Annotated in this window: 27 protein-coding genes and 1 tRNA gene; 16 read left to right on the top strand and 12 right to left on the bottom strand. The window is 40.8% G+C overall.

Annotation, left to right across the window (positions count from 1 at the left end):
• Nucleotides 1–66: 66 nt before the first annotated feature.
• Nucleotides 67–1,863 (top strand): T9SS type B sorting domain-containing protein, encoded by a 1,797-nt coding sequence (locus tag ABI367_RS11600; RefSeq protein ID WP_462228175.1) that lies wholly within the window; start codon nucleotides 67–69, stop codon nucleotides 1,861–1,863.
• A 6-nt stretch (nucleotides 1,864–1,869) separates the two neighbouring features.
• Here the strand turns inward: ABI367_RS11600 and ABI367_RS11595 are convergent, their stop codons facing one another.
• The gene (locus ABI367_RS11595; RefSeq protein WP_462228174.1) at nucleotides 1,870–2,235 is read right to left on the bottom strand and encodes a DMT family transporter; all 366 of its coding nucleotides are present in this window, start codon (nucleotides 2,233–2,235) and stop codon (nucleotides 1,870–1,872) included.
• A 193-nt stretch (nucleotides 2,236–2,428) separates the two neighbouring features.
• Here ABI367_RS11595 and ABI367_RS11590 point away from each other — a divergent pair, with 193 nt between their 5' ends.
• On the top strand, nucleotides 2,429–2,908 hold the full coding sequence (locus tag ABI367_RS11590) for an RNA polymerase sigma factor (protein ID WP_462228173.1): 480 nt from the start codon (nucleotides 2,429–2,431) through the stop codon (nucleotides 2,906–2,908).
• Nucleotides 2,892–3,488 (top strand): hypothetical protein, encoded by a 597-nt coding sequence (locus ABI367_RS11585; protein WP_462228172.1) that lies wholly within the window; start codon nucleotides 2,892–2,894, stop codon nucleotides 3,486–3,488. Before ABI367_RS11590 ends, ABI367_RS11585 begins: the two co-directional genes overlap by 17 nt.
• 540 nt (nucleotides 3,489–4,028) lie before the next feature.
• Here the strand turns inward: ABI367_RS11585 and ABI367_RS11580 are convergent.
• From ABI367_RS11580 to ABI367_RS11570, 3 genes are all read right to left on the bottom strand, one after another.
• Nucleotides 4,029–4,874: a DUF2911 domain-containing protein gene (locus ABI367_RS11580; RefSeq protein ID WP_462228171.1), complete on the bottom strand. Its 846-nt coding sequence runs from the start codon at nucleotides 4,872–4,874 to the stop codon at nucleotides 4,029–4,031.
• A 170-nt stretch (nucleotides 4,875–5,044) separates the two neighbouring features.
• Nucleotides 5,045–5,260, bottom strand: coding sequence for a hypothetical protein (locus tag ABI367_RS11575; RefSeq protein ID WP_462228170.1), 216 nt, complete (start codon nucleotides 5,258–5,260; stop codon nucleotides 5,045–5,047).
• Between the two features lie 54 nt (nucleotides 5,261–5,314).
• Nucleotides 5,315–5,386 (bottom strand) — tRNA-Arg (locus ABI367_RS11570).
• A gap of 126 nt (nucleotides 5,387–5,512) precedes the next feature.
• Here ABI367_RS11570 and ABI367_RS11565 point away from each other — a divergent pair.
• The gene (locus tag ABI367_RS11565; RefSeq protein ID WP_462228169.1) at nucleotides 5,513–6,688 is read left to right on the top strand and encodes a metallophosphoesterase; all 1,176 of its coding nucleotides are present in this window, start codon (nucleotides 5,513–5,515) and stop codon (nucleotides 6,686–6,688) included.
• A gap of 142 nt (nucleotides 6,689–6,830) precedes the next feature.
• On the opposite strand, the gene ychF is transcribed toward ABI367_RS11565, so the two are convergent.
• Complete coding sequence (gene ychF / locus ABI367_RS11560; protein WP_462228168.1) at nucleotides 6,831–7,931, bottom strand: redox-regulated ATPase YchF; 1,101 nt, start codon at nucleotides 7,929–7,931, stop codon at nucleotides 6,831–6,833.
• 185 nt (nucleotides 7,932–8,116) lie between these two features.
• Here ychF and mgtE point away from each other — a divergent pair, with 185 nt between their 5' ends.
• Nucleotides 8,117–9,487 carry a magnesium transporter gene (gene mgtE / locus ABI367_RS11555; RefSeq protein ID WP_462228167.1) on the top strand — a complete coding sequence of 457 codons (1,371 nt, stop codon included), beginning with the start codon at nucleotides 8,117–8,119 and terminating at the stop codon, nucleotides 9,485–9,487.
• 35 nt (nucleotides 9,488–9,522) lie between these two features.
• Here the strand turns inward: mgtE and ABI367_RS11550 are convergent, their stop codons facing one another.
• The 5 genes from ABI367_RS11550 to ABI367_RS11530 form a co-directional block, all read right to left on the bottom strand.
• Complete coding sequence (locus tag ABI367_RS11550; protein WP_462228166.1) at nucleotides 9,523–9,936, bottom strand: hypothetical protein; 414 nt, start codon at nucleotides 9,934–9,936, stop codon at nucleotides 9,523–9,525.
• Nucleotides 9,926–10,501 (bottom strand): hypothetical protein, encoded by a 576-nt coding sequence (locus ABI367_RS11545; protein WP_462228165.1) that lies wholly within the window; start codon nucleotides 10,499–10,501, stop codon nucleotides 9,926–9,928. Before ABI367_RS11545 ends, ABI367_RS11550 begins: the two co-directional genes overlap by 11 nt.
• Nucleotides 10,502–10,612: 111 nt before the next feature.
• Nucleotides 10,613–10,945 (bottom strand): DUF3276 family protein, encoded by a 333-nt coding sequence (locus ABI367_RS11540; RefSeq protein ID WP_462228164.1) that lies wholly within the window; start codon nucleotides 10,943–10,945, stop codon nucleotides 10,613–10,615.
• A gap of 131 nt (nucleotides 10,946–11,076) precedes the next feature.
• Nucleotides 11,077–12,864, bottom strand: coding sequence for an ABC transporter ATP-binding protein (locus ABI367_RS11535; protein WP_462228163.1), 1,788 nt, complete (start codon nucleotides 12,862–12,864; stop codon nucleotides 11,077–11,079).
• A gap of 30 nt (nucleotides 12,865–12,894) precedes the next feature.
• A complete protein-coding gene (locus ABI367_RS11530) occupies nucleotides 12,895–13,398 on the bottom strand; it encodes a GNAT family N-acetyltransferase (RefSeq protein WP_462228162.1) in 504 nt (167 codons plus the stop codon).
• A 123-nt stretch (nucleotides 13,399–13,521) separates the two neighbouring features.
• Between ABI367_RS11530 and ABI367_RS11525 the strand changes: the two genes are divergently transcribed.
• From ABI367_RS11525 to ABI367_RS11485, 9 genes are all read left to right on the top strand, one after another.
• Nucleotides 13,522–14,607: a Glu/Leu/Phe/Val family dehydrogenase gene (locus tag ABI367_RS11525; RefSeq protein WP_462228161.1), complete on the top strand. Its 1,086-nt coding sequence runs from the start codon at nucleotides 13,522–13,524 to the stop codon at nucleotides 14,605–14,607.
• A gap of 42 nt (nucleotides 14,608–14,649) precedes the next feature.
• Nucleotides 14,650–15,597 carry a transcription antitermination factor NusB gene (nusB, locus tag ABI367_RS11520; RefSeq protein WP_462228160.1) on the top strand — a complete coding sequence of 316 codons (948 nt, stop codon included), beginning with the start codon at nucleotides 14,650–14,652 and terminating at the stop codon, nucleotides 15,595–15,597.
• Between the two features lie 3 nt (nucleotides 15,598–15,600).
• Entirely contained in the window at nucleotides 15,601–16,032 is a 432-nt protein-coding gene (locus tag ABI367_RS11515) for a DUF1573 domain-containing protein (protein WP_462228159.1), read from the top strand.
• 11 nt (nucleotides 16,033–16,043) lie between these two features.
• Complete coding sequence (gene yajC / locus ABI367_RS11510; protein ID WP_462228158.1) at nucleotides 16,044–16,361, top strand: preprotein translocase subunit YajC; 318 nt, start codon at nucleotides 16,044–16,046, stop codon at nucleotides 16,359–16,361.
• Between the two features lie 102 nt (nucleotides 16,362–16,463).
• Nucleotides 16,464–17,411, top strand: a complete 948-nt coding sequence (locus ABI367_RS11505) for a CdaR family protein (protein ID WP_462228157.1) — start codon at nucleotides 16,464–16,466, stop codon at nucleotides 17,409–17,411.
• A complete protein-coding gene (gene coaE, locus ABI367_RS11500; protein WP_462228156.1) occupies nucleotides 17,411–18,007 on the top strand; it encodes a dephospho-CoA kinase in 597 nt (198 codons plus the stop codon). Before ABI367_RS11505 ends, coaE begins: the two co-directional genes overlap by 1 nt.
• 78 nt (nucleotides 18,008–18,085) lie before the next feature.
• On the top strand, nucleotides 18,086–19,036 hold the full coding sequence (locus ABI367_RS11495) for an MBL fold metallo-hydrolase (protein WP_462228155.1): 951 nt from the start codon (nucleotides 18,086–18,088) through the stop codon (nucleotides 19,034–19,036).
• 1 nt (nucleotide 19,037) lies between these two features.
• On the top strand, nucleotides 19,038–19,205 hold the full coding sequence (locus ABI367_RS11490; RefSeq protein WP_462228154.1) for a DUF5522 domain-containing protein: 168 nt from the start codon (nucleotides 19,038–19,040) through the stop codon (nucleotides 19,203–19,205).
• A 37-nt stretch (nucleotides 19,206–19,242) separates the two neighbouring features.
• The gene (locus tag ABI367_RS11485; protein WP_462228153.1) at nucleotides 19,243–19,692 is read left to right on the top strand and encodes a MarR family winged helix-turn-helix transcriptional regulator; all 450 of its coding nucleotides are present in this window, start codon (nucleotides 19,243–19,245) and stop codon (nucleotides 19,690–19,692) included.
• A gap of 8 nt (nucleotides 19,693–19,700) precedes the next feature.
• On the opposite strand, the gene ABI367_RS11480 is transcribed toward ABI367_RS11485, so the two are convergent.
• Together ABI367_RS11480 and ABI367_RS11475 are read right to left on the bottom strand one after the other, a co-directional pair.
• On the bottom strand, nucleotides 19,701–20,417 hold the full coding sequence (locus ABI367_RS11480; RefSeq protein ID WP_462228152.1) for a ZIP family metal transporter: 717 nt from the start codon (nucleotides 20,415–20,417) through the stop codon (nucleotides 19,701–19,703).
• Nucleotides 20,417–20,980, bottom strand: coding sequence for a phosphatase PAP2 family protein (locus ABI367_RS11475; RefSeq protein WP_462228151.1), 564 nt, complete (start codon nucleotides 20,978–20,980; stop codon nucleotides 20,417–20,419). The genes ABI367_RS11480 and ABI367_RS11475 overlap by 1 nt, the downstream gene beginning before the upstream one ends.
• A gap of 236 nt (nucleotides 20,981–21,216) precedes the next feature.
• Here ABI367_RS11475 and glmM point away from each other — a divergent pair, with 236 nt between their 5' ends.
• Nucleotides 21,217–22,605, top strand: a complete 1,389-nt coding sequence (gene glmM, locus ABI367_RS11470) for a phosphoglucosamine mutase (protein ID WP_462228150.1) — start codon at nucleotides 21,217–21,219, stop codon at nucleotides 22,603–22,605.
• 79 nt (nucleotides 22,606–22,684) lie between these two features.
• Nucleotides 22,685–23,815, top strand: a complete 1,131-nt coding sequence (locus ABI367_RS11465; protein WP_462228149.1) for a cysteine desulfurase family protein — start codon at nucleotides 22,685–22,687, stop codon at nucleotides 23,813–23,815.
• The last annotated feature ends 258 nt before the right edge of the window (nucleotides 23,816–24,073 follow it).

Raw genomic sequence — 24,073 nt, 5'->3', positions numbered from 1 at the left:
AATTGGGATATTCCCAATACCGTTTTACCCAATTGTAATAAATGTTAACTTTATGGCTTTAGGTGCATGACCGATAAACTGATGTATAAAATATGGCCATTTTTTTTATCCATTGTTTGGTTATGTGGCTATCAAACGTTTGCGCAGGCACCTGTAGTTAGTTATGTCACTCCCAAAGTATATCAAGTAAATACGCCTATTATTCCGTTAGTACCTAATAATGGCGGGGGTGTGGTACCCACAACCATTTATGGCACAGTAAGTACCTTTGCCGGTTCATCAGCAGGCGCTGCGGTAAATGTTAATCTGGATTCGCCCATGGGATTGACCAACAATGGTGTTGGCGAATTGGATGTAATTGATTATAGCAATACAACTATACAGTCGATATCGCTTTCGGGAGCCAGCTTTATTGCCGGGAGCGGTAATCAGGGAACCACTGACGGGGTAGGCGCGGCCGCAAGTTTTTTTACGCCCCGAAATTTAGCTGCCGATGCGGCAGGCAATATTTATGTAACCGACGTTGGTAATAATTTAATAAGAAAGGTGGCCCCGGATGGCACAGTTACTACGCTAACAGATGGCACGCTTGGATATGTTGACGGCCCATTGGCCATAGCCCGTTTTGACCGCGCATTTGGCATAGCCGTAAATAAAGCCGGGAATATTTTTGTTGCTGACGTAGCAAATAATGCTGTGAGGAAAATTGATTTGACTTCAGGTCTGGTGTCTACTTTCGCAACATTAACTTTTGGTCCGTTTGACCTGGCAATTGACGATAACGACAATTTATATATCAACAATACCCTGCAGGTTTTTAAAATTACACCCGCAGGTATAGTTACCCTTATAGCAGGTGATGGTACTGCCGGGACAACCGACGGCCCGGCCTTATCGGCCAGATTTAATATTATTACGGGTATGGCTGTTGATCATTCCGGGAATATTTATGTGGCCGATGCCGGGAATTATTTGATAAGGAAAATTAGTTCTGCCGGTGTAGTAAGTACCATAGCGGGCACCGGCGCGCAGGGATTTATTGATGGATTAGGCACGGCGGCCAGCTTTTCAACCTTAAACCAGTTGGCTATGGGTCCCGATGGTAATTTATACATTGCCGACGGCCTTAACCGAGCTATCAGAAAAATAACGCTTACCGGATATACTATTGATAAGGCTTTGCCACCGGGTATGTTTTTTGATGGTACAACCGGCGTTATAACCGGTACACCCGGCACTACATGGCCACCTACTGATTATACTATTACGGCATATAATTCGTCAGGGAGCGGCAGTACTGTACTTAATCTGTCGGTAGTTAATTCAACGTTGCTACCTTCGGTTATCACATTCCCGCCCATTAGTAATAAAACCATTGCCGATGTGGATTTTTCGGCAGGGGCTATCAGTACTAATAACGTTACTCCAATAACTTATACCAGCAGCAATCCGACAGTGGCAACAGTTTCGGCAGCAGGGATAATTCATATTGTTGGTATCGGCAGTACCACCATTACCGCATCGCAAAGTGGCAATACAACCTATGCTGCAGCAACTCCGCAATCGCAGGTGTTAACGGTTACGGAGGTTGCACCGGTAGTAAATATTTACAATACTTTTTCGCCCAATGGCGATGGGGTTAATGATCTATGGAATATTCCCGATCTGGCCGCATATCCGCAATGTTTGGTTAATATTTATAACCGTTATGGTGTCAATATTTATCAATCACGAGGCTACCCTAACGCCTGGGACGGAAATTATAAAGGAAGTGAAGTGCCGGCGGGTGTATATTACTATTTAATAAAACTGGGCAATATTTCTGGCACTGTATTAAGTGGTTACGTTACTGTTATAAGGTAGGATCTATTAAACAGCGAAAAACTTTAAACCCATTATACCCACCATAATCATGGTTATAAAAAGCAATTCGGGCAGAGAAGCAGACTCATGAAAAAACACCATATCGCAAAGCTTAAGGGCAATAATGCTGGCACCTGTCCAGGCGGCAAAGGCCATACCCGTAGGTATTTGTTTAATAGCCATGGAGAAGAACCAGGCGTTGGCCAGTCCGAAAACCAGGTAGCCGGTTATAGGAGTTAGTATAAGTAATCCTTTTACGGTGTAAAAATTATCCCAGGCCAACAGTTTAAAATCGCTTAGTTTAAAAAACTTAACGCAGTAGGTCCACGCGGCTTCAAATAACGCGGCTATGATGATGTATATCCAGGCCAAATGGTGTAGTATAAATTCGGCTAAAAATAGGTGTTTGATGTTAGGGGGATGTTTGCAGCAGGTTAATTTTATTGACTTGGTTTGATAAGACTATGGATGTACAAATTGATATTTCACAAACAATATGTAACATTATAAAAGCGGTCGTATCTAACCCCGCAAAATATGATGATAAACTTGTACAGTAAGTAACATGACGGACTTCGACGAGATATATAAACGTTATTCGCCGCAGATATTTAGGGTGTGTATGGGTTATACTAATGATCCTGATCATGCCAAGGACCTGGTGCAGGAAACGTTTTTTTCGGTTTGGCGCAACCTGTCTTCGTTTCGCAATGAGTCGCATATTAGCACCTGGATATTCCGGATAGCAACTAACCATTGCCTGCGCGCTATGGAAGTTGCCAAACGAATGCCGCTTGACGAATTACCCGAGCAACTGGCTGAGCCGGAAACCGTATCGCAGGAAGGTAAATTGGCTTTGTTATATAAATGTATTGCAACATTGCCCGAAACTGACCGAATCATCATATCGTTAGAGCTGGAAGATGTGCCGCAGAACGAAATAGCCGCAATTGTAGGATTAAGCGAGGTTAACACCCGCGTCAAGATCCATCGTATCAAAGAAAAACTATCAAAAAAAATTAAGCTATATGGACAATTTGAATGAATTAAAAGCCATTTGGCAAACTGCGGATAGGTGCAAACTGCCTGAACCGGGCGATATCAAACGTTCTATAAAAACATTTCAGTCGCAGCGGGTACGAAAAAAATGGTTAGCTATCATAGTATCTGTGTTTTTCTTGATGTTAATGGTAGGCATACTTATGTTTTTAAACTCCAAAATGATAACAACTTGGGTTGGTGGAGGATTGATGGCGCTTGCCTGGATAATTTTGGGATTAAATAATTTGAGGTCGCTTAAACGATTTAACCAATTGGACGATTGCAGTAACCGAGAGTTTTTAGCGTTTATTGACCAAACGGGGCTTAACCAACAATACCATTATAAAAAAACCCAGTTGCGTATATTGGTTCTTTGTGTTGTTGGTTTGTCGTTATACCTATATGAACCTGCAACTCATAGTTTGGCTGCAACAATAGCCTTGTATATAATCACTATTGCCTTTTTATTAGTTAATTGGTTAGTATTAAGACCAATGATGTTTAAAAGGAATACCGAAAAATTAAACAGGATGCGGAATCATTTTGAAAAACTAATTAAACAACTGGAAACAAATGAAAAATAAAAATCTTCCGAAAGCGGCATTGCCGTATCTAATTATAGGCTTGCTAACGGTGACTACAACACCTGTTATAAGCCGCTATTATCACCTGCCTGATTTTGTAACGGGGGTTACTATGGGTTTGGGTCTGGCACTGGAGTTTGTGGCTCTGGTAAAAATCCGTAGGAATAATGGCGGGTTATGTTGGCCCTGGGCTTCCAGAGGATGATAATTGTATAATGCTACAATTCTGCGATAAAAGCGAAATAACTATTTTAAGCACTCGTGTCAAAACTACCGTGTGCCTATATCTTTTGACTATCTATGTCCCGTAGGGACTGCCTGTTTGTAGCAAAAAAAAACAGAGAAAAAATTGAGCCATCGGCTCTACCCTAAACTGCCAGGTGGGCAATAGTGTTCAAAAAAGGGTAGCCACTACGTGGCACAAGCTAAAAATCAAGCTGTTTTCTACAAACAGGTAGTCCCTAACGGGACATATAATCGCATTTTTTTTAATTAAAAAGATATGGGTACACGGTAGGTTGCTGAAGGGTGCAAGATCAGTTAATTGACGCCGGCATCATGCAACACCTCTTTATTCATGCGGATGTACTCGGCACTTTTTTCTGCCTGGGCCAATTTCAACCCCTCATTGGCCGATGCTATCGCCGCTTTTTTATCACCGGTTTTAAGTTGAAGCCTGGCCAGCCAGTATTTTAGGTTAAAAGCGTTAGGGCTGGCTTTATCTGCCTCCTTTATCCATGCTAAAGCTTGTGGTAAGTTGCGGTTATGGTTATAGCACCATATAGCACCCATGTAATATGGTTTTGTTGCGCCCTTCATCTCTTCCTGTATATTGGCAAAAACGCGGTTGTTTACACTGGTTTTTAAATGCAGGTATATACAGGTATTTTCCCATAATACCTGTAACAGGCAATCCTCTTCGTGTACGTCAGCAAACTGAATGGTCAGTGTCTCTACCTTGGCGGCCAACTTAACTGGCTTAACTTTAAACCTGAACAGATCCTGTTTTTCGTCATAGCTGTATGCGCCCCACTGGCTTGCATTTTTATTAAAGATAACGGTCCACTCGGTTGGGCCCGGTATACTAAAAAGGCTGTAAGCGCCCGGCAGCAGGGTATGGCCTTCTACCTGTACAGTATCGGTTACTTTAATTACGGTTGCATTGTTGGCACCGGTGCGCCATACTAAACCGTAAGGTTCAATATTGCCAAATATTTTGCGGCCCCTGGTGTTTGGGCGGTAATAGTTTACAGATATGGTGCCCAACCCAAAATCCTGTTCCAAACGCTGGCCACTACTGGCGGCCGGTATTTTTGATTTTAACTCTTGTGCTTTAATATTATTGATGGCTGCAAAAGCTAGCAGGCAAAGTATAATTTTTTTCATGGCTATATTAAATTATGGAATGAATATATGAAAAAATTCATTGCTGATTCAAGTGTCTACATCTGAAATAAAAAAGCCAATAACTATCTCGGGCTCGTCAGCAATCTGGAATAAAGTCGTGGAAATTTTGTCTTTGGCACGCAGATGTTCTATGAAGATGCCGGTATCAACTACCATTCTTCGGCCTTAAAGTTATTTAGTGCCTTGGTTGCCTCTTCAATTTCTTTCAAGTCCTGTTCCGGCCAAACAGCAACGTTTAGGAGTTTCTTTTTATAGTCACCTTTAATAGGTATATCGTAGCCAGGTATAGTCACACCAAGGCTATGCAATACTTGTTTTATAATATTGCTCTTACCATCCGGTACGTTAATCACTAACTTCTCCATATAACAAATTATAAACAAATAAAAAGCCGATAACTATCCAGCTATCGGCTTTTGTGCTCCCGACGAGATTCGAACTCATATCAATGGTACCGGAAACCATCATTCTATCCATTGAACTACGGGAGCAATGTTGGGGCAAATATATAAAATTGATTTTACCGCTCTTATATTTGCCCGAGTAATATTTGAGGCGCGGATTTTATTTTAAACTATCTAAAATGTTTGCTGTTCTCAATCGTCTATCTATATATAATGAAGAAAAGAGTTCTCTACGTAATAGTACTTTGGCTGTTTGCCGATATTTATTTTTACAACGCAGTTACAACCTTAACCGCAAACCCGGCCTGGCACTTGGCCTATTGGTCGGTTGATTTGTTGATACTTGCCGGTGTGGTTTTTGCCATATTTGGCCGCAAAAGGGGCGAGGCCCCTCGGGCCTTATCCTGGCTGATGTCGTTATTGCTGTTATCGGCAGTACCCAAATTATTGGGTACGCCGGTTTTGCTGATAGAGGACGTGGTCAGGCTGTTTGTGGGGTTCCCGCCGCGCAGCGTTTGGGTAAGCGAATTTGCACTTACTGTTGCTGCTATTCCTTTTATGGCACTGTTGTTTGGACTTACTAAAGGCAGGCATCATTATACCGTCCATAAAGAAACCTTATATTTTCCTGACCTGCCCGAGGCTTTCGACGGTTTTACTATAACACAGATATCAGATATTCACTCGGGCAGTTTTACAGATGCCAAAGGGGTTAATAAAGGTATTGATCTGGTAAATAAGCAACATAGCGATGTTATCCTCTTTACCGGCGACCTGGTGAACAATAAGGCTACAGAGATGGACCCGTGGATAGCCGATTTCGTGCGTTTACAAGCACCTATGGGCAAGTATTCCGTTTTGGGCAATCATGACTATGGCGATTATACCAAATGGCCCAGCGAAGCTGCCAAAGCGGCTAATTTAAATGCTTTAAAGGATGTTCATAAAAAGATTGGGTTCCGATTATTGCTGGACGAGGCCATAAAAATTGAAAAAGACGGACAAAGCATTACGCTGATAGGCGTTGAAAACTGGGGCAAAGGTAGTTTTCATAAACATGGCGACCTGGATAAAGCGCTTATTGATATAGAGGATAGCCAGGTTAAAATACTAATGTCGCACGACCCATCACATTGGGAAGCTAAAACTTTGATCCATTTAAAACATATCCATCTTACGCTGGCGGGTCATACGCATGGCGCCCAGTTTGGTATTGAGTTATTCGGTTTTAAATGGAGCCCTATTAAATATGTTTACAAACAATGGGCGGGCCTGTACAAACAAAAAGACAGGTACCTGTATGTAAACCGGGGCTTTGGTTTCCTGGGCCTTAAAGGCAGGATAGGCATCTGGCCGGAAATAACGGTGATTACGTTGAAGAAAGCCTAGCCCCCTCCGCCCCCTAAAGGGGGAACTTTTAGATTAAAATGAATGTTGAATAAAGAATGCCGAATATTGAACGCTGAAGTATTACTTCATTATTCAATATTCGATGTTCGTTATTCAACTCCCCCTTCAGGGGGCAGGGGGGCTAAACGTTAAACCTAAAGTGCATTATATCGCCATCTTCCACAATATAGGTTTTGCCTTCTACGCTTAGCTTACCCGCTTCTTTACAGGCTGCTTCTGAGCCGTATTTTACAAAATCATCATATTTTATTACCTCGGCACGTATAAAACCTTTTTCAAAATCGGTATGGATAACACCTGCGGCCTGCGGCGCGGTAAAACCCTGGGTAATGGTCCAGGCGCGTACTTCCTGCACGCCGGCGGTAAAGTAGGTGGCCAGGTTAAGTAATTTATAAGCCGCTTTGATCAGCTTGTTAACGCCCGATTCGGTTAGCCCCATATCATCCAAAAACATTTGGCGTTCTTCGTAGCTTTCCAACTCGGCAATCTCAGCTTCAATCTGCGCAGATATAACCAGTACACCGGCATTCTCATCCTTTACAGCAGCTTTTACTTTCTCAACGTACGCATTGCCCGTATTAACCGAGCCTTCATCTACATTACAAACATATAATACCGGTTTGGCGGTAAGTAACTGCAGGTCGGCAAAGTATTCTTTGTCTTCCTCGGCAACTGGCGCGGTACGGGCCGATTTACCGCTCAGTAAATGTGCCTTAACAACCGTAAGCACTTCAAAGGTTTTTTTAGCATCCTTGTCGCCGCCGGTTTTGGCCATCTTTTCTACCTTCTGTATCTTTTTTTCTATTGAGTCAAGATCCTTTAGCTGTAGTTCGGTATCAATAATTTCCTTATCGCGTATCGGGTCAACAGATCCATCAACGTGTATAACATTATCATTATCAAAGCAGCGCAGCACGTGCAGTATGGCGTTGGTAGTGCGGATATTACCCAAAAATTGGTTGCCCAGGCCCTCGCCTTTGCTGGCGCCTTTAACCAGGCCGGCAATGTCAACTATCTCGATGGTATTAGGTACAATTGCCTTGGGCTGCACCAGTTCGGTTAGTTTGGCCAGCCGTTCATCCGGCACAGTTATTACACCCACATTGGGCTCGATGGTACAGAACGGAAAGTTTGCCGCCTGTGCCTTAGCGTTTGATAAGCAATTAAAAAGAGTTGATTTACCCACATTTGGTAAACCTACTATACCACATTGTAAAGCCATATTTATTTTAGTTCATGGTTCATGGTTGATGGTTCATAGCAGGCTTTTTGCCATTAACTATGATCTATTAACCATGAACAAAATTTGCGCAAAGATAACAGAAAATACTGCCTTATAATTTGAAAAAATAAACGACTTTTGCGAGAGGTAACAGAATTGATAAAATATGTAAAAGCGGTAGTTTTATGGAAGAAATGGTTGAGCAAATAGAATTGTTACTGGAGCAGGATAATAATACCCAGCTGCAGGAATACCTGAACAACCTCAATATATCAGACGTTGAAGAGCTGATAGGCGAACTTCCGGAACATGGCCCCCGCTTTATTGAAACACTATCTATCAACCGTGCGGTAAACGTTTTCCGCATATTGGATTTCCCTACGCAGGAGCGTATCATCAAAAAACTTTCGGGCGATAAAATTGCGGAGATCATTAACGAATTACCGCCCGATGACCGTACGTCGCTATTTAGCGAGCTGCATGGCGACGCGGTGAAGGCATTGATACTGCATCTGTCGCCAGCCGACCGTAAGGAAGCCCTATCCCTTTTAGGTTATAAAGAAGACAGCGTGGGCCGCTTAATGACCCCCGATTATATTGCTGTTAAAAAAAGTTGGGATGTTAATCGGGTGCTTTCCCATATACGCCAGTTTGGTAAAAACTCCGAAACTATTGACGTAATATATGTGCTGGGCGATAAGGGCGTATTGCTGGACGATATACGTATACGCGAGATATTACTGGTTGACCCGGATACCAAAATAAGTCAGTTGATGGATGGCAGGCTGATAGCGCTAAAGGCAACAGATCCACAGGAAGAAGCCATTAACATATTCAGGATGAATAACCGTACCGCGCTGCCGGTTACAGATGACGAGGATATATTGCTGGGTATTGTTACGGTTGATGATATTTTGTGGATAGCCAATGAAGAATACACCGAGGATATTCAAAAAATTGGTGGTACAGAAGCGTTAGACGAGCCATATCTGGATATTAACCTGTTTAAGCTGGTAAAAAAGCGTATCGGGTGGCTGGTTATTTTATTTTTGGGCGAGATGCTTACCGCTACCGCGATGGGCTATTTCGAGCATGCAATCGAAAAAGCCGTAGTTCTGGCATTATTTATACCGTTAATTATATCAAGCGGGGGTAACAGCGGCTCGCAGGCGTCAACCTTAATTATACAGGCAATGGCCTTGGGCGAAGTCACCGTTGTAGATTGGTGGCGTGTTATGCGTCGCGAAATAGTTTCGGGTCTTATGCTTGGCGTAACACTGGGCTTAATTGGTTTTATACGTGTTGCTGCATTGGGCTCATTTACTACATTATATGGCCCGCATTGGATATTGGTAGCGTTTACCGTTGGTTTTTCATTAATAGGGGTGGTGCTTTGGGGCTCATTAGCCGGATCAATGTTGCCTTTATTATTAAAAAAATTGGGTGCCGATCCTGCAACATCATCCGCGCCGTTTGTAGCTACGTTAGTTGACGTTACCGGGCTTATCATTTATTTCAGCATAGCGGTCATGATTATGAAAAATCTGCTGGGGTAGTAATATTCACCCACAGATACATTGATAAACAATTATTAAAAGGGCAAGTCATCCTCCTCGGGAGGTGGAGCAAAAGTTATAAGCTCATCTTTTTTTCCTATCACATCCTGACTTTCAATAGAATGCAAAAGTGTGTCCATCGTTTCCTCAACCTTATAATATCGATCGTTAGCTGCTTTATGGAAGGCTTTTAATAAAGAAAAATCTTCTTTACTTGTTTCTGTAGAAGTTTCGTATTTTTCTATTGGATCTCCCTGGTCATTAAATATCACAACCTCCCAAAATGGGTTTTGGAAATTATCCTCCCATTGGTGAACTGCAATGGCAATTCCATCTGATAATGATAATTTAAATTGATTATCATAACTTCCCTTATTCCATATAGCTTTCTTTTCTAAAGTTTTAGCAGTAAGCAAGGCTATTAGTTTTTTTAATTTTTCAGGTATCATTTCTTCGATTTTTTAATTGGTTTTCTACATTGAGAAATAACAATGATAATGCCTCTAAATGTTCAATCACAAGTATTTTGTCTATTCTTGTTCTATCTGTAAGATTATGAGTTAAAAGATTACGGTAATCTAATTGAAAATTTTCCAAGACGCTTTTAAATTCTTTTTTAGGAACTAATGAACTGTAATAATCTTGGTTGCCAATATTTGCTAATATACTTTTTAAATCTTTCATCCTTAACCGGCACAAATCAAATTTATCTTCACGTAAATATCCCTGTATCTCTTGGATTATTTCTCCTTTTTTAGATAAATCAGAAATCATTAATATACTGTTATGTTGCCTTAGATTTTCAGTAATTTGACGTTGTGTTTCTAAGGCTATTTTTTTTATTGAAATGATTTGAACATATGCAATAACAATACCCAACGCAGATAGTACAAATCCGATTAATCCGACTATATTAATTAAAGTACAATCTTTCGAAGGAAGAAAAAAGGCTAACAGAATAAGAATGATAATAGATATTGCGATTGCAAACCAAATTGTAGCTCTGTAATTCACGTTTAAATATACAATAAATTGAAATAACTGTTTGTTATAATTTTAGGGTATAAAAAAAACCCGCGTAAGCGGGTTTTTGGTTTATAATAGGTTTTGGGTTTGAGTATGGTTTTATATCTCGAATGAAAAATCTTCGTCGGCTGTTTTGGCTGTGGTTTCGGGGGCATCGCTGTATTCGTAGCGCTTTTCAACCACTTCCTGGTGTTCTTTAATGTAATCAATGGTTCCCATCAATCCTTCCGCAAATTTTTCAAAATCTTCTTTGTATAAAAATATTTTGTGTTTAATAAAAACCCCGTCTTCCAAACGTTTTTTGCTTTCGGTAATGGTAACGTAATAATCATTTGATCGTGTGGCCTTTACATCAAAAAAGTACGTTCTTTTACCCGCCCTTACTTTCTTTGAAAAAACTTCCTCTCGCTCTCTATTGTCAAAATCTCCCATGTTTAAATAATGTTGTAGTTTAGTTTGATTGGCATAAATATAAATAAATTTTCAAACCGCAAGTATTAAAACAAATATTATTAACCTTTTTTTAACTTTTTACAATATGTTTTTGGTTATTGAGTTCGTAATCAGGCATTTTCTTCCTCCTCAAGTAACTGTTTTTCATATAAATCAAAATAATTTCCTTTTTGTTGCATTAAATAATCGTGCGTGCCCTGTTCTATGATCTCTCCGTTATCCAATACCAGTATTTTATCGGCATTTTTTATGGTTGATATGCGGTGTGCTATAATAATACTTGTTTTATCCTGCATTACCTGGCCCAGGTTATTTAAAATTTCTTCTTCGGTACGGGTATCAACTGCCGAGAGGCAATCATCAAATATCAATATCTGCGGGTGTTTTGCAATGGCACGGGCTATTGATACCCGCTGCTTTTGCCCGCCCGACAAGGTAACGCCGCGCTCGCCTATAAGCGTTTCAAAGCCATATTCAAGTTCCTTAATGTTGTTATATACGGCAGCATCTTTTGCAGCTTGTTCAACCAAGGGCATATTTAATACATCGGCGCTGAAAGCTATATTATTGGCTATAGTATCCGAAAATAGAAACACCTCCTGTGGTACTATACCCACTTGCGAACGATAACTATCCAAATTATGCTTTTTAAGCGATAGACTATCAATTAAAATATCACCGCCGGTAGTATCATACATCCGCATTAACAAATTGGCTATGGTTGATTTGCCCGACCCTGTACGCCCAATGATAGCCAGCATTTGGCCCTGCTTAACCTCAAATGATATATTTTTTAAAGCCTGTATACCGGTATCGGGGTAAATAAATGATACATTATTAAACTCAATTTCGCCTTGTATGGGTTGAGCCGGTACATTCGGCGGTACGATTTCGGGCTGGGTATGCAGAAACTCATTGATGCGCTTTTGCGAAGCCGCTGCCCGCTGAATAAGCGACGTTACCCAGCCCAGCGCCATAACCGGGAAGGTAAGCTGGTTTAAATACACTAAAAACTCGGCTATGTTACCCGTAGTTATGGTGCCTTTCATTACTTCAATACCACCAATATAAATAGTAATAATATTACTTAGGCCCACCAGTAACAGCATTAGCGGGTAAAACAAGGCCTGCACCCGCACCAGCGACATGGAATGTATTTTATAATCCTCGCTTTCGGCTGCAAACCTTTTACGTACATGCGGCTCGCGCACGTACGATTTCATGATGCGGATACCTGAAAAATTTTCCTGCACAAAGCTTGAAAGGCCCGATAAACGCTCCTGTATTTTTTCGCTGCGGAAATTGATAATATTATTTACATAATAAATCATAACCGCTAAAATGGGTAATGGGAGTATAGAAAATACGGCCAGCCTTACATTTACCATTAGCATAGCGCCGCCAACCAAAATAAACAGCACTATGGTATTAATGGTATACATAATGCCGGGCCCCAGGTACATGCGCACACGGCTCACATCTTCTGTTGCCCGGTTCAGCAGGTCGCCGGTGTTATGGCGGCGGTAAAATGCTAACGAAAGTATCTGGTAATGGTTATATATCTCGTTTTTAAGATCGTACTCAATATGGCGCGACATCAGGATGATGGTTTGTCGCATAAAAAACAAAAACAGACCCCTTATCAGCGATAGTACCAGCACCAGCGCGCCAAATAATAACAGGCTCGAGCCAAATATCTCATAGATCATTCCCTGCCTGTTAAAGCCCGAAAAAAGTTGGTAAATACCAATATTTTCGGTAACCAGATCAAACGCCACACGGATAACTTGTGCCGGCAATACGCTAAAAATGTTGGAAATAATTACAAACAGTACGCCCGGTATAAGTTGCCAGCGATATTTATAGAAAAATTTATTTAAGTAGGCGAGGTCTTTCATTGATGCTAAACAAAAATACGGTAAAAAGCATTAACGCGATAATGTAAAAAAAGCTAGCACCGCGCCATCATCCTCCGTTAAATTTTCTCCGCGCTTAAAGCCTACCTTCTCCAATACCCGTTGCGATGCCGGGTTTGATAATACCGTACAGGCAACCATCTCCCGTATACCACTATTGGCAAAACCATAATCAATTAATGCCTCCGCCATTTCTGTAGCTAAACCTTGTCCCCAGTATTTAGGTTCAATGCTGTAGCCAATTTCAAATATAGTAGGGTCATCATGATATGGGCGCAACAGGCAGCCGCCAATAAATTTGCCGTCGATATTATTAAACATGCCCCACATGCCATGGGCTTTTGTTGTTTGGTAATGGTTAAGTGCATTAGTAAAAATAACTATGCGTTCGCCCCTGGTTCGTTTGGGTATATAGGGGGCTACCTTTTCGTCAAAAAGATGGTCTAAGTAAGTATCCAACTCATCAGGCAAATATTCGCGGATGGTTATTCTTGGGGTGTAGCAAACGATTGACATGATCAAATATATATCAAAATACAAGTAATAAGCATACCGATGTTCTTCAATCACTACCTATTTTAAGGTAATACTTTGTTGCAATAAAAAAATAGCTACTTTTGTTGAACCTGAAGACATCCCATGCCGATCCCTACCACCACCGAATCGATATTTAGCCAACTGGAAACATTTGGACATAAAAAAGTGGCTTACTGTAGCGACCCGGATACTGGCTTAAAAGCCATTATAGCTATACATGATACTACTTTAGGCCCTGCTTTGGGCGGTACACGCATGTGGACCTACAAAACCGAGCAGGACGCGTTAAGAGATGTATTGCGCCTTTCAAGGAGCATGACCTATAAAGCCGCTATATCCGGACTAAACCTGGGTGGGGGTAGCGCCGTTATTATTGGCGATTCTCGGAAGGAAAAAACCGAGGCACTGATGCGCAAGTTCGGTCGTTTTGTAAAGAATTTGAACGGCGAGTTTATTGCTGGCGAGGATGTAGGCACCAACCTGCGCGATATGGAATATATACGCATGGAAACTGAGCATGTTGCCGGGTTACCCGAAACCATTGGTGGTAGCGGCGACCCTGCACCTATAGCGGCAATGGGCGTTTTTATGGGGATAAAAGCATCGGTAAAAGAACTTTTTGGTACCGATAGCTTAACCGGTAAATCGGTTATTGTACAGGGCATAGGCCACGTAGGCGAGCAGTTGGTGAAGTTGCTGCGCGATGAGAACGTAAAAGTTTTTATAAGCGATATTAACGAAGAGCAGGCGCGCCAGGTATCAAAAAAATATGGTGCCGAGGCAATTACCAGCAATAATATATTTGATATTGATGCTGATATTTATTCGCCATGCGCGTTAGGGGGGACCGTTAACACCCAAACCATAAAAAAACTTAAATGTGGTATTATAGCAGGCTCGGCCAATAACCAGTTGGAAGACGAGGTGGTGCACGGGCAATTATTACTGGACAAAGGCATTTTATTTGCGCCTGATTACGTTATAAATGCAGGTGGCGTAATTAATTGTTATTCAGAACTGATGGGCTTTAGCAAAAAGCGCTCGTTACAATTAACAGAAAATATTTACGAGGCAACCCGCAATGTTTTAAAACTTTCTAAGGCCGAAAGCATTTCTACCATAGTAGCGGCCAATAAAATTGCCGAGAAACGTATTGCATCAATAAACAAAGTAAAATCATCCTATTAATAAACAAATAACCGGGAGCAATCCCACAATCGTTCTTACAAAATGTTAAACAGAAGGCACCTACGGGTAAAAGTATTACAATCATTATATGCGTACCATCAATCGGACGTGCGTGATTTAAAACAACACGAAAAAAACTTACTGCAGAGTATAGATAAGGTATATGAAATGTATATCTGGATGCTGTCGTTAATCTCAGAAGTAGTGGGTTATGCCCAAAACGATGCTAACGACCGGGCCAATAAGCACTTGCCTACAGCAGATGATCTGAACGCCGACCTTAAAATTTTAACAAACAGGTTTGTACTCTCGTTAAATCAAAATCAGGAGTTTTTGGCAGCCTTAAAAAAATACAAGGTATCATGGACGTTTGAACCCGAGCTTACCAAAACACTTTTTACTATACTAAAATCATCGCCGGATTATACTGAATATCTGCAAAAAACAGGCGATACTATCCAGACCGATAAGGATATTATTAAATTTATTTTCAAAAAGGTAATACTTAAATCATCATTGGCCGATCAGGTTTTTGAGGATAAATTTATTTTTTGGCCCGTTGACCGCGATGTACTGCAGGCGCTGATAGCTAAAACCTTTAAAAACTTTTCGCATGATGATTATACACAAAATAAGCTGGCCGAGGTAACCGGTAACTGGGTTGAAGACAGGGAGTTTATTGTTAACCTGTTTGAAAATACCATACGCTATGATGAGCAATACCAGCAAATGATAAGCGAAAAAACACAAAACTGGGAACCCGAGCGTATTGCCATGATGGATACCCTGCTGATGAAAATGGCATTAGCCGAATTTTTAAAATTTAACTCAATACCGGTAAAAGTAACTATAAACGAATACCTTGAAATATCAAAGGAGTTTAGTACACCTAAAAGCAATTCGTTTATAAACGGTATATTAGACAAGATTTTAATTGAGCTTAAAGCCCAAAATAAAATTGTAAAAATAGGCAGGGGATTAATAGAATAATTTATGAAAAAACTGTTTTTAACTTTATTGGTGGCAAGTGTGTTAATGGCTTGCAATCAAACCAACCAAACACAAACAAAAACTGATAGTGCGGCAAAGGCAACTATGGGCAATGCAAACGCACCGGTAATGAAATTTGAGTTTGACAGCCACGACTTTGGTAAAGTAAAGACGGGCGATAAAGTAACCTACGAGTTTAAGTTTATTAATACGGGCAAATCGCCGTTAATTATAACCAACGCGCATGCGTCATGCGGCTGCACCGTGCCCGAGTGGCCCAAAGAACCCGTGCTGCCTGCTCAGGGAGGAAAGATAAAAGTAACGTTTGATAGCGCAGGCAAATCAGGGTTGATGGATAAGCAGGTAACCGTTACGGCAAATACCAATCCGCCGCAAAATGTGGTGCATTTGGTAGGTGAAGTACTTACAAAGTAAAAATTTAAAAAATGATAGCAACTATTTTATTACAAGCCAGCGGGTTTGGCACCCAACAGCTAATTATGTTAGGCTTAATAGCCCTTGTGTTTTATTTCTTTATGATACGCCCGCAGTTAAAGAAGCAAAAAGATCAGAAAAAATTTGTGGAAGAATTGAAAAAAGGCGATAAAGTTATTACCACGTCAGGTATGCACGGCCGCATTGCCGAGTTAAATGACGTATCAGTTTTAATTGAAACCGAAGGTGGTGGTAAAATAAGGTTTGATAAAACGGCTATATCATTAGATGCTTCAAAAGCCCTGAACACGCCGGTGGTATCTAAATAGGCTTAAGGCTTAAAACAAAAAGCAAAAAGCAACATAAAATTATAAAGCGGAGAGAAAAGTAAATTGCTTTTACCTTTCCGCTTTTAGCTTTTAGCTCAAAAAATGGCAATAATAAAACTATCAGCAACAGAAAGACGACGCGTGTCGGTTTTTTTTACCTGCCTGTTGCTGGCAGGTAGTGCCTGGGTATTGGTTACGCTTTCGCGAACTTATAATTTTAAGGTAAGACGTGTGCTGACTTATAATAACACCCCCCAGCGGCGCGCTTTCCATTCGCTTCAGCCCGATACGGTTAATGTTACGGTAAGAGGTACCGGATGGCAAATGCTGTTCTCAAAAATGAATGCCGAAAACCTGCCTGTTAAAATTGATCTGCGCACTTTGGACCGCGAAGATTATGTGGTGCTCAAAGCGCAAATAAAGGATATAAATAAAAGCCATGAACTACAGTACGAAGTAATTGGCTTTGACCCCGATACTTTATATTTTGATTTTTCTAACCGGGGCGTAAAACGTGTGCCTGTACGTTTAATGGCAGCAATAAAATATCAGCAGCAGTTTGCCCAGTCAAACCATATTATAATGAGGCCCGCTTATGTTACTATTACGGGCCCAAGTAACCTTATTGATCATATACCTTTTTGGAAAACAGATTCATTAAAGGCCGATGATGTGGGCGAAACCATTAATACAAGGGTTAATTTGGAAGCAGTTAAAGAGGGCAATATCAGCATATATCCTAAAAGCATACAGGTAATCGTGCCGGTTAATGAGTTTACCGAGAAAACCATTGAAGTACCCGTAAAGCTGATAAATAACCCGGAGTATTATAATGTAAAGGTTTTTCCGTTAAAGGTTAAAGTAACTTTTACTACGCCATTAAATAATTATACAGATATAGACGCGGAATATTTTGAAGCGCAGGCCGACCTTGACCTGTGGAAAAAGCATGACTATAAAATGCTCCCGGTTAAAATCACTAAAATACCCGATTTTTGTAAGGTGGTAAAGATTGAACCGCAGTATGTTGACTTTATTATTAAAAAATAATGCTTAAAATAGGTATAACCGGCAATATTGGTAGTGGTAAAACTACAGTTAGTAAGCTATTTGAGCTGATGGGCATCCCTGTTTTTTATGCCGATGAAGCAGCCAAAAACGTTATGGTTACTGATGAGCTACTTATAGCTGGAATAAAAGAGGCTTTTGGTAACATTGCTTATTTTAATGATGGTACACTAAACCGCAAACATATAGCAGGTATTGTATTTAATGGAGAGGCGCAACTGGCCAAATTGAACGCGCTGGTACATCCCGCGGTCTTTAGGGCATTTGATAGCTGGGTAAAGCAAATTACTGCTGATGTGCCTTATGTTTTAAAAGAAGCCGCTGTGCTTTTTGAAAGCTCATCCTATAAATTTTGCGACAAAACTATTATAGTAACAGCGCCTTTGGAGCTGCGCATAAAACGAGTAATGAAAAGAGATAACATAACTCGTCAAGAAGTACTTAACCGTGAAGCGAGGCAATTTCCCGAAGAGAAAAAAATACTACTGGCTGATTATATAATAAAAAATGATGAGTCAGCGCTGATAATCCCGCAGGTGTTAAAATTGCATGCGCAATTTTTGTCATTAGGTCATTAATCATTAGGTCATTGTTTTATAACAACTATTCGCCTACCCTTAAAAATGACTTAATGACCCAATGACTAAAATGATACAATGACCAATGACCAGATAATAGAAGATTTTATTGCTTTTAACGCCAATGGCTTATACTGCAAATACGGCGATTTTTACCTTGATCCGCAGTTGCCTGTAAAAAGCGCGGTAATAACCCATGCCCATGCAGATCATGCTATAAGTGGTAATACAAATGTTTATGCAACCCCGGCAACACTTGCTTTTATGCAATTACGCTATGCCAAAAGTACCGGCAAGGTTTTAAATAAGATAAATTATAACGAGGCTTTTAATTTAGGAGGTGTACAAATAACCTTTATTTCGGCGGGGCATATACTGGGGTCGACACAGGTATTAATGGAGTATAAAGGCGTAAAATACCTGTATACAGGGGATTATAAGTTGCAACCCGACGCTACCTGCGAACCCATTGAATGGGTTAATGCGGATGTATTGATAACCGAAAGTACTTTTGCCGATCCGGCCATTATACATCCCGACCCGGTTGAGGAAATAAAAAAGCTGAATAATATAAAGAGCAATATATTACTTGGTGCTTATGGTTTAGGTAAAAGCCAGCGCCTTATACAGCTAATTAACCAATATGCACCGCAAAAAAAAGTATTGGTGCACCACCGTATCATGGCAATTAATGCTATTTACGAGCGCTTTGGTATTAAATTAGGTCCCCATCAAATTTATGGCCGTAAATTAATGAAGGTGCAGGACGAGTTTGTTTACATTGTGCCACCTTTTACTTTTGATAGTTATTTTAGAGCGATAGGTGTTAAGCGCCTTTTTGCTTCGGGATGGAAAAATCTGCAGGTTAACAATGAGGATACACTGTTTATATCAGATCATGTGGATTGGAACGATATACTGGAAGCGGTTAAACAGGTGCAACCTACCCAGATTTGGACCCTGCATGGTAATGGCGCTCACTTAATTAAGCATTTCAACAATAATATCTTTGTTAAAATTTTGAATTGATATGGAGTTGCAGGAGCATTTAGATTATTATATTAATGCTGATGGCAACTTAGTTTTTGCCGAAGCCTATCACTTAAAGCGTGGTTATTGCTGTAAAAATAAGTGCCTGCATTGCCCATGGCAGTATGGTAATGATAAGCAGCAGGAAACAAACAATTCATCAAAATAAGAAACATATTTGCATCTTTGTTATTATTATAAGGTAAATGCGGATAGAAGAAGAAATACAAAGCACTAAGTTTGAGGATAATTATCATAAAGTGGTAATTAACATCGCTTATACCGAAGGCTGGTTAAATAACCTGATACGCCCTTATTTTGAAAAGTATAATTTAACTAACCAGCAATTTAATATCCTGCGCATTTTACGGGGGCAATACCCCAAACCCGCTACCGTAAATTTATTGAAGGAGCGCATGGTAGATAAAATGTCTGACGCGTCGCGCATTGTTGACCGATTGGTGCAAAAAGAATTGGTTTCGCGTTGTACAAATGTTAAAGACCGCCGCGCGGTTGATGTGCGCATCAGCGAAAAAGGTTTGGACATCCTGGCAAAAATGGATGGTGAGTTTAAAACAAAAGACTTTTTAAACACCGCGTTAACACCTGAAGAAGCCGCAACCCTGAGTGATCTTTTAGATAAATTGAGGGGGTAATAACGTCTCTACAATTCTATTAAAAAACCCGCCAACGCTATACTGATACCCAACAATACCGCTATCATTTTGCGGATGGTAAACTTATGGTCGGAACTTGACTCGAACAATATGGTAGTTGATATATGTAAAAATATACCAATAACCACACCCATTATACGGTTAAAATAATGTTGTAAGTTACCAATACCGCCATTGCTTAGCGTCATACTAAAAAAGTAACCGGCAGGTGCCATCAACGCAAACAGCAATATATAAAACACGGTTGACCGGTTGCTTTGTCTGTTGGCTAAAAATACGCTCCCTAAAGCAAAAGCGGCAGGTATATGATGCAGGCCAATACCAAATACCAACTGGTTCTGGTAACCTTCGGCCAGGGGCATACCTTCTAAAAAAGCATGCAGGCATAAACTTATCATAATTCCCAGCGGAAAGATATGGTGTTCGAGGTTGGGCTTGTGTATATGCCCATGCTCTATCCCCTGCGAAAACTGTTCTAATACGATCTGGAATAAAAACCCTATTAAAATAAATACACCTACCATATTATCATTGCCATGATAGGCATCGGGTATTAAATGCAAAACGGTAATACCAAAAAGGTAAGCCCCGCTAAAGGATAGTACCAGCTTTAGTGTTTTATGGTTATCGCCCTTAAATAAAAAAACTGATGTACCGCCCAAAAAAGCACATGAAAATAAAAACAGGATTTTCCAGGTCTCCATTAAAATTGAGGTTGTAATTTTTTAAATATAAATGCAAACAGGCTGCCAACCAATATACCGTAAATGGCCCCGCCGGTAACATCAAGCGGATAATGTACGCCAACATATACCTGTGCAAAACAAATAATACCGGCCCATAAAGTAGCCCAAAGGGCTATCCACCGCCAATTTTTGTAAAATACCAGTACTAAAAAAGCAGCCATAGCAAAATGGTCAGTAGCATGGGTTGACGGGAAACTATAACCTGTACCGCAGCCTACCGGGTTAATATCCGTTAACGCCGTTACCGGGTCGCGGCAAGGGCGTACACGCTGCACAGCGGGTTTTATCAGGCTGGCGCTGGTAAAATCGGCAAAGCCGGCAGACAGGGCCAACAATATTATAATAATGGCACCAGTTTTTTTATATCGCCAAAGACAAAATGCTATAATAAAGATATAAAGCGGTATCCAAAACCTGGGGTTACGCATATAGGGCATTATCCAGTCGAAAAAAGCATTAGCCATGTCATGGTTAATGATGTGAAAAAGATGCCGGTCAAATTGTAAAAGGGTTTCGGGCATTGGATAATAGCTTTAAAGCTCCTTGTCGTCTCGAACGGAGTGAGAGACCTATACACATACTCCGATGAATGTGTATGGATTTCTCCTCGTTCCTCGTCGAAATGACAGGGAATAAAAATCAAAACCAAACTTAACGCTTTTATTATTTTTTATAAGCAACTTTTTGTCATATAAAAAAGCAATACACGTTAATATGCGTTTAATAATTATTTTTGCAGGCAAAACAATTACATACATTGACACTTATAAAATCAATTTCGGGCATACGTGGCACCATAGGTGGTGCGGCAGGCGAGGGGCTAACCCCCGTTGATATAGTAAAATTTACTTCGGCTTTTGGTACCTGGGCCATTAACAAGGCTGGCATTAAAAAAATGGTGTTAGGCCGCGATGCGCGTATATCAGGCAGTATGGTAAATAACCTGGTTACGGGCACTTTACAAGGTTTAGGCATTGATGTTGTTGATCTGGGCCTATCAACCACCCCAACGGTTGAAATTGCTGTTCCGTTGGAGAATGCCGCAGGAGGTATCATACTTACCGCCAGTCATAATCCAAAGCAATGGAATGCCTTAAAATTACTAAATGCCAAAGGCGAATTTATAAGCGATACCGACGGTAAAGAAGTACTGGATATTGCCGAAAGCAGCAGCTTTAGTTATGCTGATGTAAATGACCTGGGTAAAGTAACGCACGATGACAGTTATATGCAAAAGCATATTGACCAGATACTGGCCCTGCCACTGGTTGATGTAAAAGCGATTGCCAAAGCCGATTTTAAAATTGTGATCGACTGTGTTAACTCAACCGGCGGCATATTTGTGCCGGCATTACTGGAGGCGCTTGGCGTAAAAACAGTTTATAAATTATTTTGTGAGCCTGATGGTGTATTTCCGCATAACCCGGAGCCATTGCCAGAGAATTTGATTGACCTTTCGAAAGAAGTGGTTGCTAAAAATGCCAGTTTGGGTATAGCTGTCGATCCGGATGTTGACCGCTTATGTTTTGTTAACGAGGATGGCAACATGTTTGGCGAGGAATATACCTTAGTGGCCGTTGCTGATTATATTTTAAAAAATACCAAAGGTAATACGGTTTCAAATTTATCGTCAACTCGGGCTTTGCGCGATGTTACCGAATTGGCCGGCGGCGAATATCATGCCGCGGCAGTGGGTGAGGTAAATGTAGTAAACCAAATGAAAGCCGTAAACGCCGTTATTGGCGGCGAAGGTAACGGGGGCGTTATTTATCCTGAATTACATTACGGGCGCGACGCTTTGGTAGGTATAGCTTTATTTTTAACCCATTTGGCTAAGTATGGTAAATCTATCTCAACACTGCGCAGTTCATACCCCGGTTATTTTATCTCAAAAAATAAAATAACACTAACGCCCGAAATGGATATTGATGCCCTGTTAAGCAAGGTTGAAAAAAAATATAAGGCCCAGCCACATAGTACCATTGATGGCCTAAAAATTGAATTTGATAAGCAATGGGTACACCTGCGCCGCTCAAATACCGAACCTATCATCCGCATATACTCTGAAGGTGATTCAGAAACTGTTGCTAATAATTTGGCCAACAAAATAATTGCGGATATAAAGGAAATATTGCAATTGAGTTAAGATTTAGTCAGGAAATCGGAAAGACCGCAAGTCCGCAAGATAACTAATCACTAATTCACAAATCACTAATTAACTAACCATGCGTGTTTACTTAGATAATGCTGCCACTACACCACTTGATGCCGAAGTGATGAAACAAATGTGCGCGGTAATGGAGGCAACTTATGGTAATCCATCGTCTATACACGCACATGGCAGGGAGGCGCGTACGGTAATTGAAAAAGCGCGTAAAACTATTGCGGGGTTGTTGCACACATCACCTGCCGAAATATTTTTTACCAGCAGCGGCACCGAGGCCGATAATACGGCTATTCGCGGCGGCATAGTGGATAATAATATTACCCATGCCATAAGTACGCGAATTGAACACCATGCGGTAATACATACCCTGGAGGCTATGGAGAAGGCTGGCATTATTAAATTAAGCTTTGTTGATGTAGATACCAAAGGCAATATTGACCACACCCATCTCGAAAAGCTATTACAGGAAAATGCGCGCAGCTTTGTATCTATAATGCATGCCAATAACGAGATAGGTACGCTTAACGATATTGAACGCATTGGCGACATCTGCGAGCAATATAACGCCATATTTCATTGTGATACGGTACAAACCATGGGGCATTATTCGCATGACCTGGGTAAGCTTAAAGTACATTTTTTAGTTGGTGCGGCCCATAAGTTTCATGGCCCCAAAGGGGTTGGGTTTTTGTACGTTAACCATAAAATTAAAATTAAACCATTTATTTACGGCGGCGCGCAAGAGCGTAATATGCGCGGTGGAACCGAAAACCTGTATGGTATTGTTGGTTTGGCTAAGGCCATGGAAATTGCCTATGCCGAAATGGATCAGCATACACAATACATACAAGGCCTTAAAAGCTATATGATGCAGCAATTAGTGCAATATATACCGGGCGTTAAGTTTAATGGTGAAACCGGTGCTGATAAGAGCCTGTACACTGTTTTAAATGTAGCCTTCCCGGATACGGATATAGCCGATATGTTATTATTTAACCTGGATATAGCCGGTATATCAGCATCGGGGGGCAGCGCGTGCAGTTCGGGTACGGATATTGGCTCGCATGTGCTTACAGCTATTGGCGCAAGCGCTACGAGGCCGTCTGTACGTTTTTCCTTTTCTAAGTACAATACCCGGGACGAAATTGATTATGTGGTAGCCAAAGTACGTGAGTTTTTCCCTAACTAGAAGTCAACGTCATTTCGAGCGTAGCGTGGCAATCTCTGCATTGACAGGCAAACGCATATCCTATCGTGTAGAGATTGCCACGCTCGTACCTCGCTCGCAATGACGCGATATAATAATGATAAAAAATTTATTCCCTCGATAAATTTAAAAATATTGGCATGGTTTATGGATGTTTTAGTATAACTACTAAATACATAAATTATGAACAGTAAAAATAAAAATTCCGGAAACGGTAATCGCCCGAATGAGACACCTGAA

The sequence above is a fragment of the Mucilaginibacter sp. genome, from assembly GCF_039935595.1.
Taxonomy (GTDB): Bacteria; Bacteroidota; Bacteroidia; order Sphingobacteriales; family Sphingobacteriaceae; genus Mucilaginibacter.
This window is presented reverse-complemented; position numbering and strand designations above follow the sequence as displayed.

Excerpts from the sequence above, each read along its gene's own strand:
- ABI367_RS11600 (WP_462228175.1), top strand. The coding sequence starts at position 67 with ATGACCGATAAACTGATGTATAAAATATGGCCATTTTTTTTATCCATT.
- ABI367_RS11590 (WP_462228173.1), top strand. The coding sequence starts at position 2,429 with ATGACGGACTTCGACGAGATATATAAACGTTATTCGCCGCAGATATTT.
- ABI367_RS11585 (WP_462228172.1), top strand. The coding sequence starts at position 2,892 with ATGGACAATTTGAATGAATTAAAAGCCATTTGGCAAACTGCGGATAGG.
- ABI367_RS11580 (WP_462228171.1), bottom strand. The coding sequence starts at position 4,874 with ATGAAAAAAATTATACTTTGCCTGCTAGCTTTTGCAGCCATCAATAAT.
- ABI367_RS11575 (WP_462228170.1), bottom strand. The coding sequence starts at position 5,260 with ATGGAGAAGTTAGTGATTAACGTACCGGATGGTAAGAGCAATATTATA.
- ABI367_RS11565 (WP_462228169.1), top strand. The coding sequence starts at position 5,513 with ATGAAGAAAAGAGTTCTCTACGTAATAGTACTTTGGCTGTTTGCCGAT.
- ychF (WP_462228168.1), bottom strand. The coding sequence starts at position 7,931 with ATGGCTTTACAATGTGGTATAGTAGGTTTACCAAATGTGGGTAAATCA.
- mgtE (WP_462228167.1), top strand. The coding sequence starts at position 8,117 with ATGGAAGAAATGGTTGAGCAAATAGAATTGTTACTGGAGCAGGATAAT.
- ABI367_RS11550 (WP_462228166.1), bottom strand. The coding sequence starts at position 9,936 with ATGATACCTGAAAAATTAAAAAAACTAATAGCCTTGCTTACTGCTAAA.
- ABI367_RS11540 (WP_462228164.1), bottom strand. The coding sequence starts at position 10,945 with ATGGGAGATTTTGACAATAGAGAGCGAGAGGAAGTTTTTTCAAAGAAA.
- ABI367_RS11535 (WP_462228163.1), bottom strand. The coding sequence starts at position 12,864 with ATGAAAGACCTCGCCTACTTAAATAAATTTTTCTATAAATATCGCTGG.
- ABI367_RS11530 (WP_462228162.1), bottom strand. The coding sequence starts at position 13,398 with ATGTCAATCGTTTGCTACACCCCAAGAATAACCATCCGCGAATATTTG.
- ABI367_RS11525 (WP_462228161.1), top strand. The coding sequence starts at position 13,522 with ATGCCGATCCCTACCACCACCGAATCGATATTTAGCCAACTGGAAACA.
- nusB (WP_462228160.1), top strand. The coding sequence starts at position 14,650 with ATGTTAAACAGAAGGCACCTACGGGTAAAAGTATTACAATCATTATAT.
- ABI367_RS11515 (WP_462228159.1), top strand. The coding sequence starts at position 15,601 with ATGAAAAAACTGTTTTTAACTTTATTGGTGGCAAGTGTGTTAATGGCT.
- yajC (WP_462228158.1), top strand. The coding sequence starts at position 16,044 with ATGATAGCAACTATTTTATTACAAGCCAGCGGGTTTGGCACCCAACAG.
- ABI367_RS11505 (WP_462228157.1), top strand. The coding sequence starts at position 16,464 with ATGGCAATAATAAAACTATCAGCAACAGAAAGACGACGCGTGTCGGTT.
- coaE (WP_462228156.1), top strand. The coding sequence starts at position 17,411 with ATGCTTAAAATAGGTATAACCGGCAATATTGGTAGTGGTAAAACTACA.
- ABI367_RS11495 (WP_462228155.1), top strand. The coding sequence starts at position 18,086 with ATGACCAATGACCAGATAATAGAAGATTTTATTGCTTTTAACGCCAAT.
- ABI367_RS11490 (WP_462228154.1), top strand. The coding sequence starts at position 19,038 with ATGGAGTTGCAGGAGCATTTAGATTATTATATTAATGCTGATGGCAAC.
- ABI367_RS11485 (WP_462228153.1), top strand. The coding sequence starts at position 19,243 with ATGCGGATAGAAGAAGAAATACAAAGCACTAAGTTTGAGGATAATTAT.
- ABI367_RS11480 (WP_462228152.1), bottom strand. The coding sequence starts at position 20,417 with ATGGAGACCTGGAAAATCCTGTTTTTATTTTCATGTGCTTTTTTGGGC.
- ABI367_RS11475 (WP_462228151.1), bottom strand. The coding sequence starts at position 20,980 with ATGCCCGAAACCCTTTTACAATTTGACCGGCATCTTTTTCACATCATT.
- ABI367_RS11465 (WP_462228149.1), top strand. The coding sequence starts at position 22,685 with ATGCGTGTTTACTTAGATAATGCTGCCACTACACCACTTGATGCCGAA.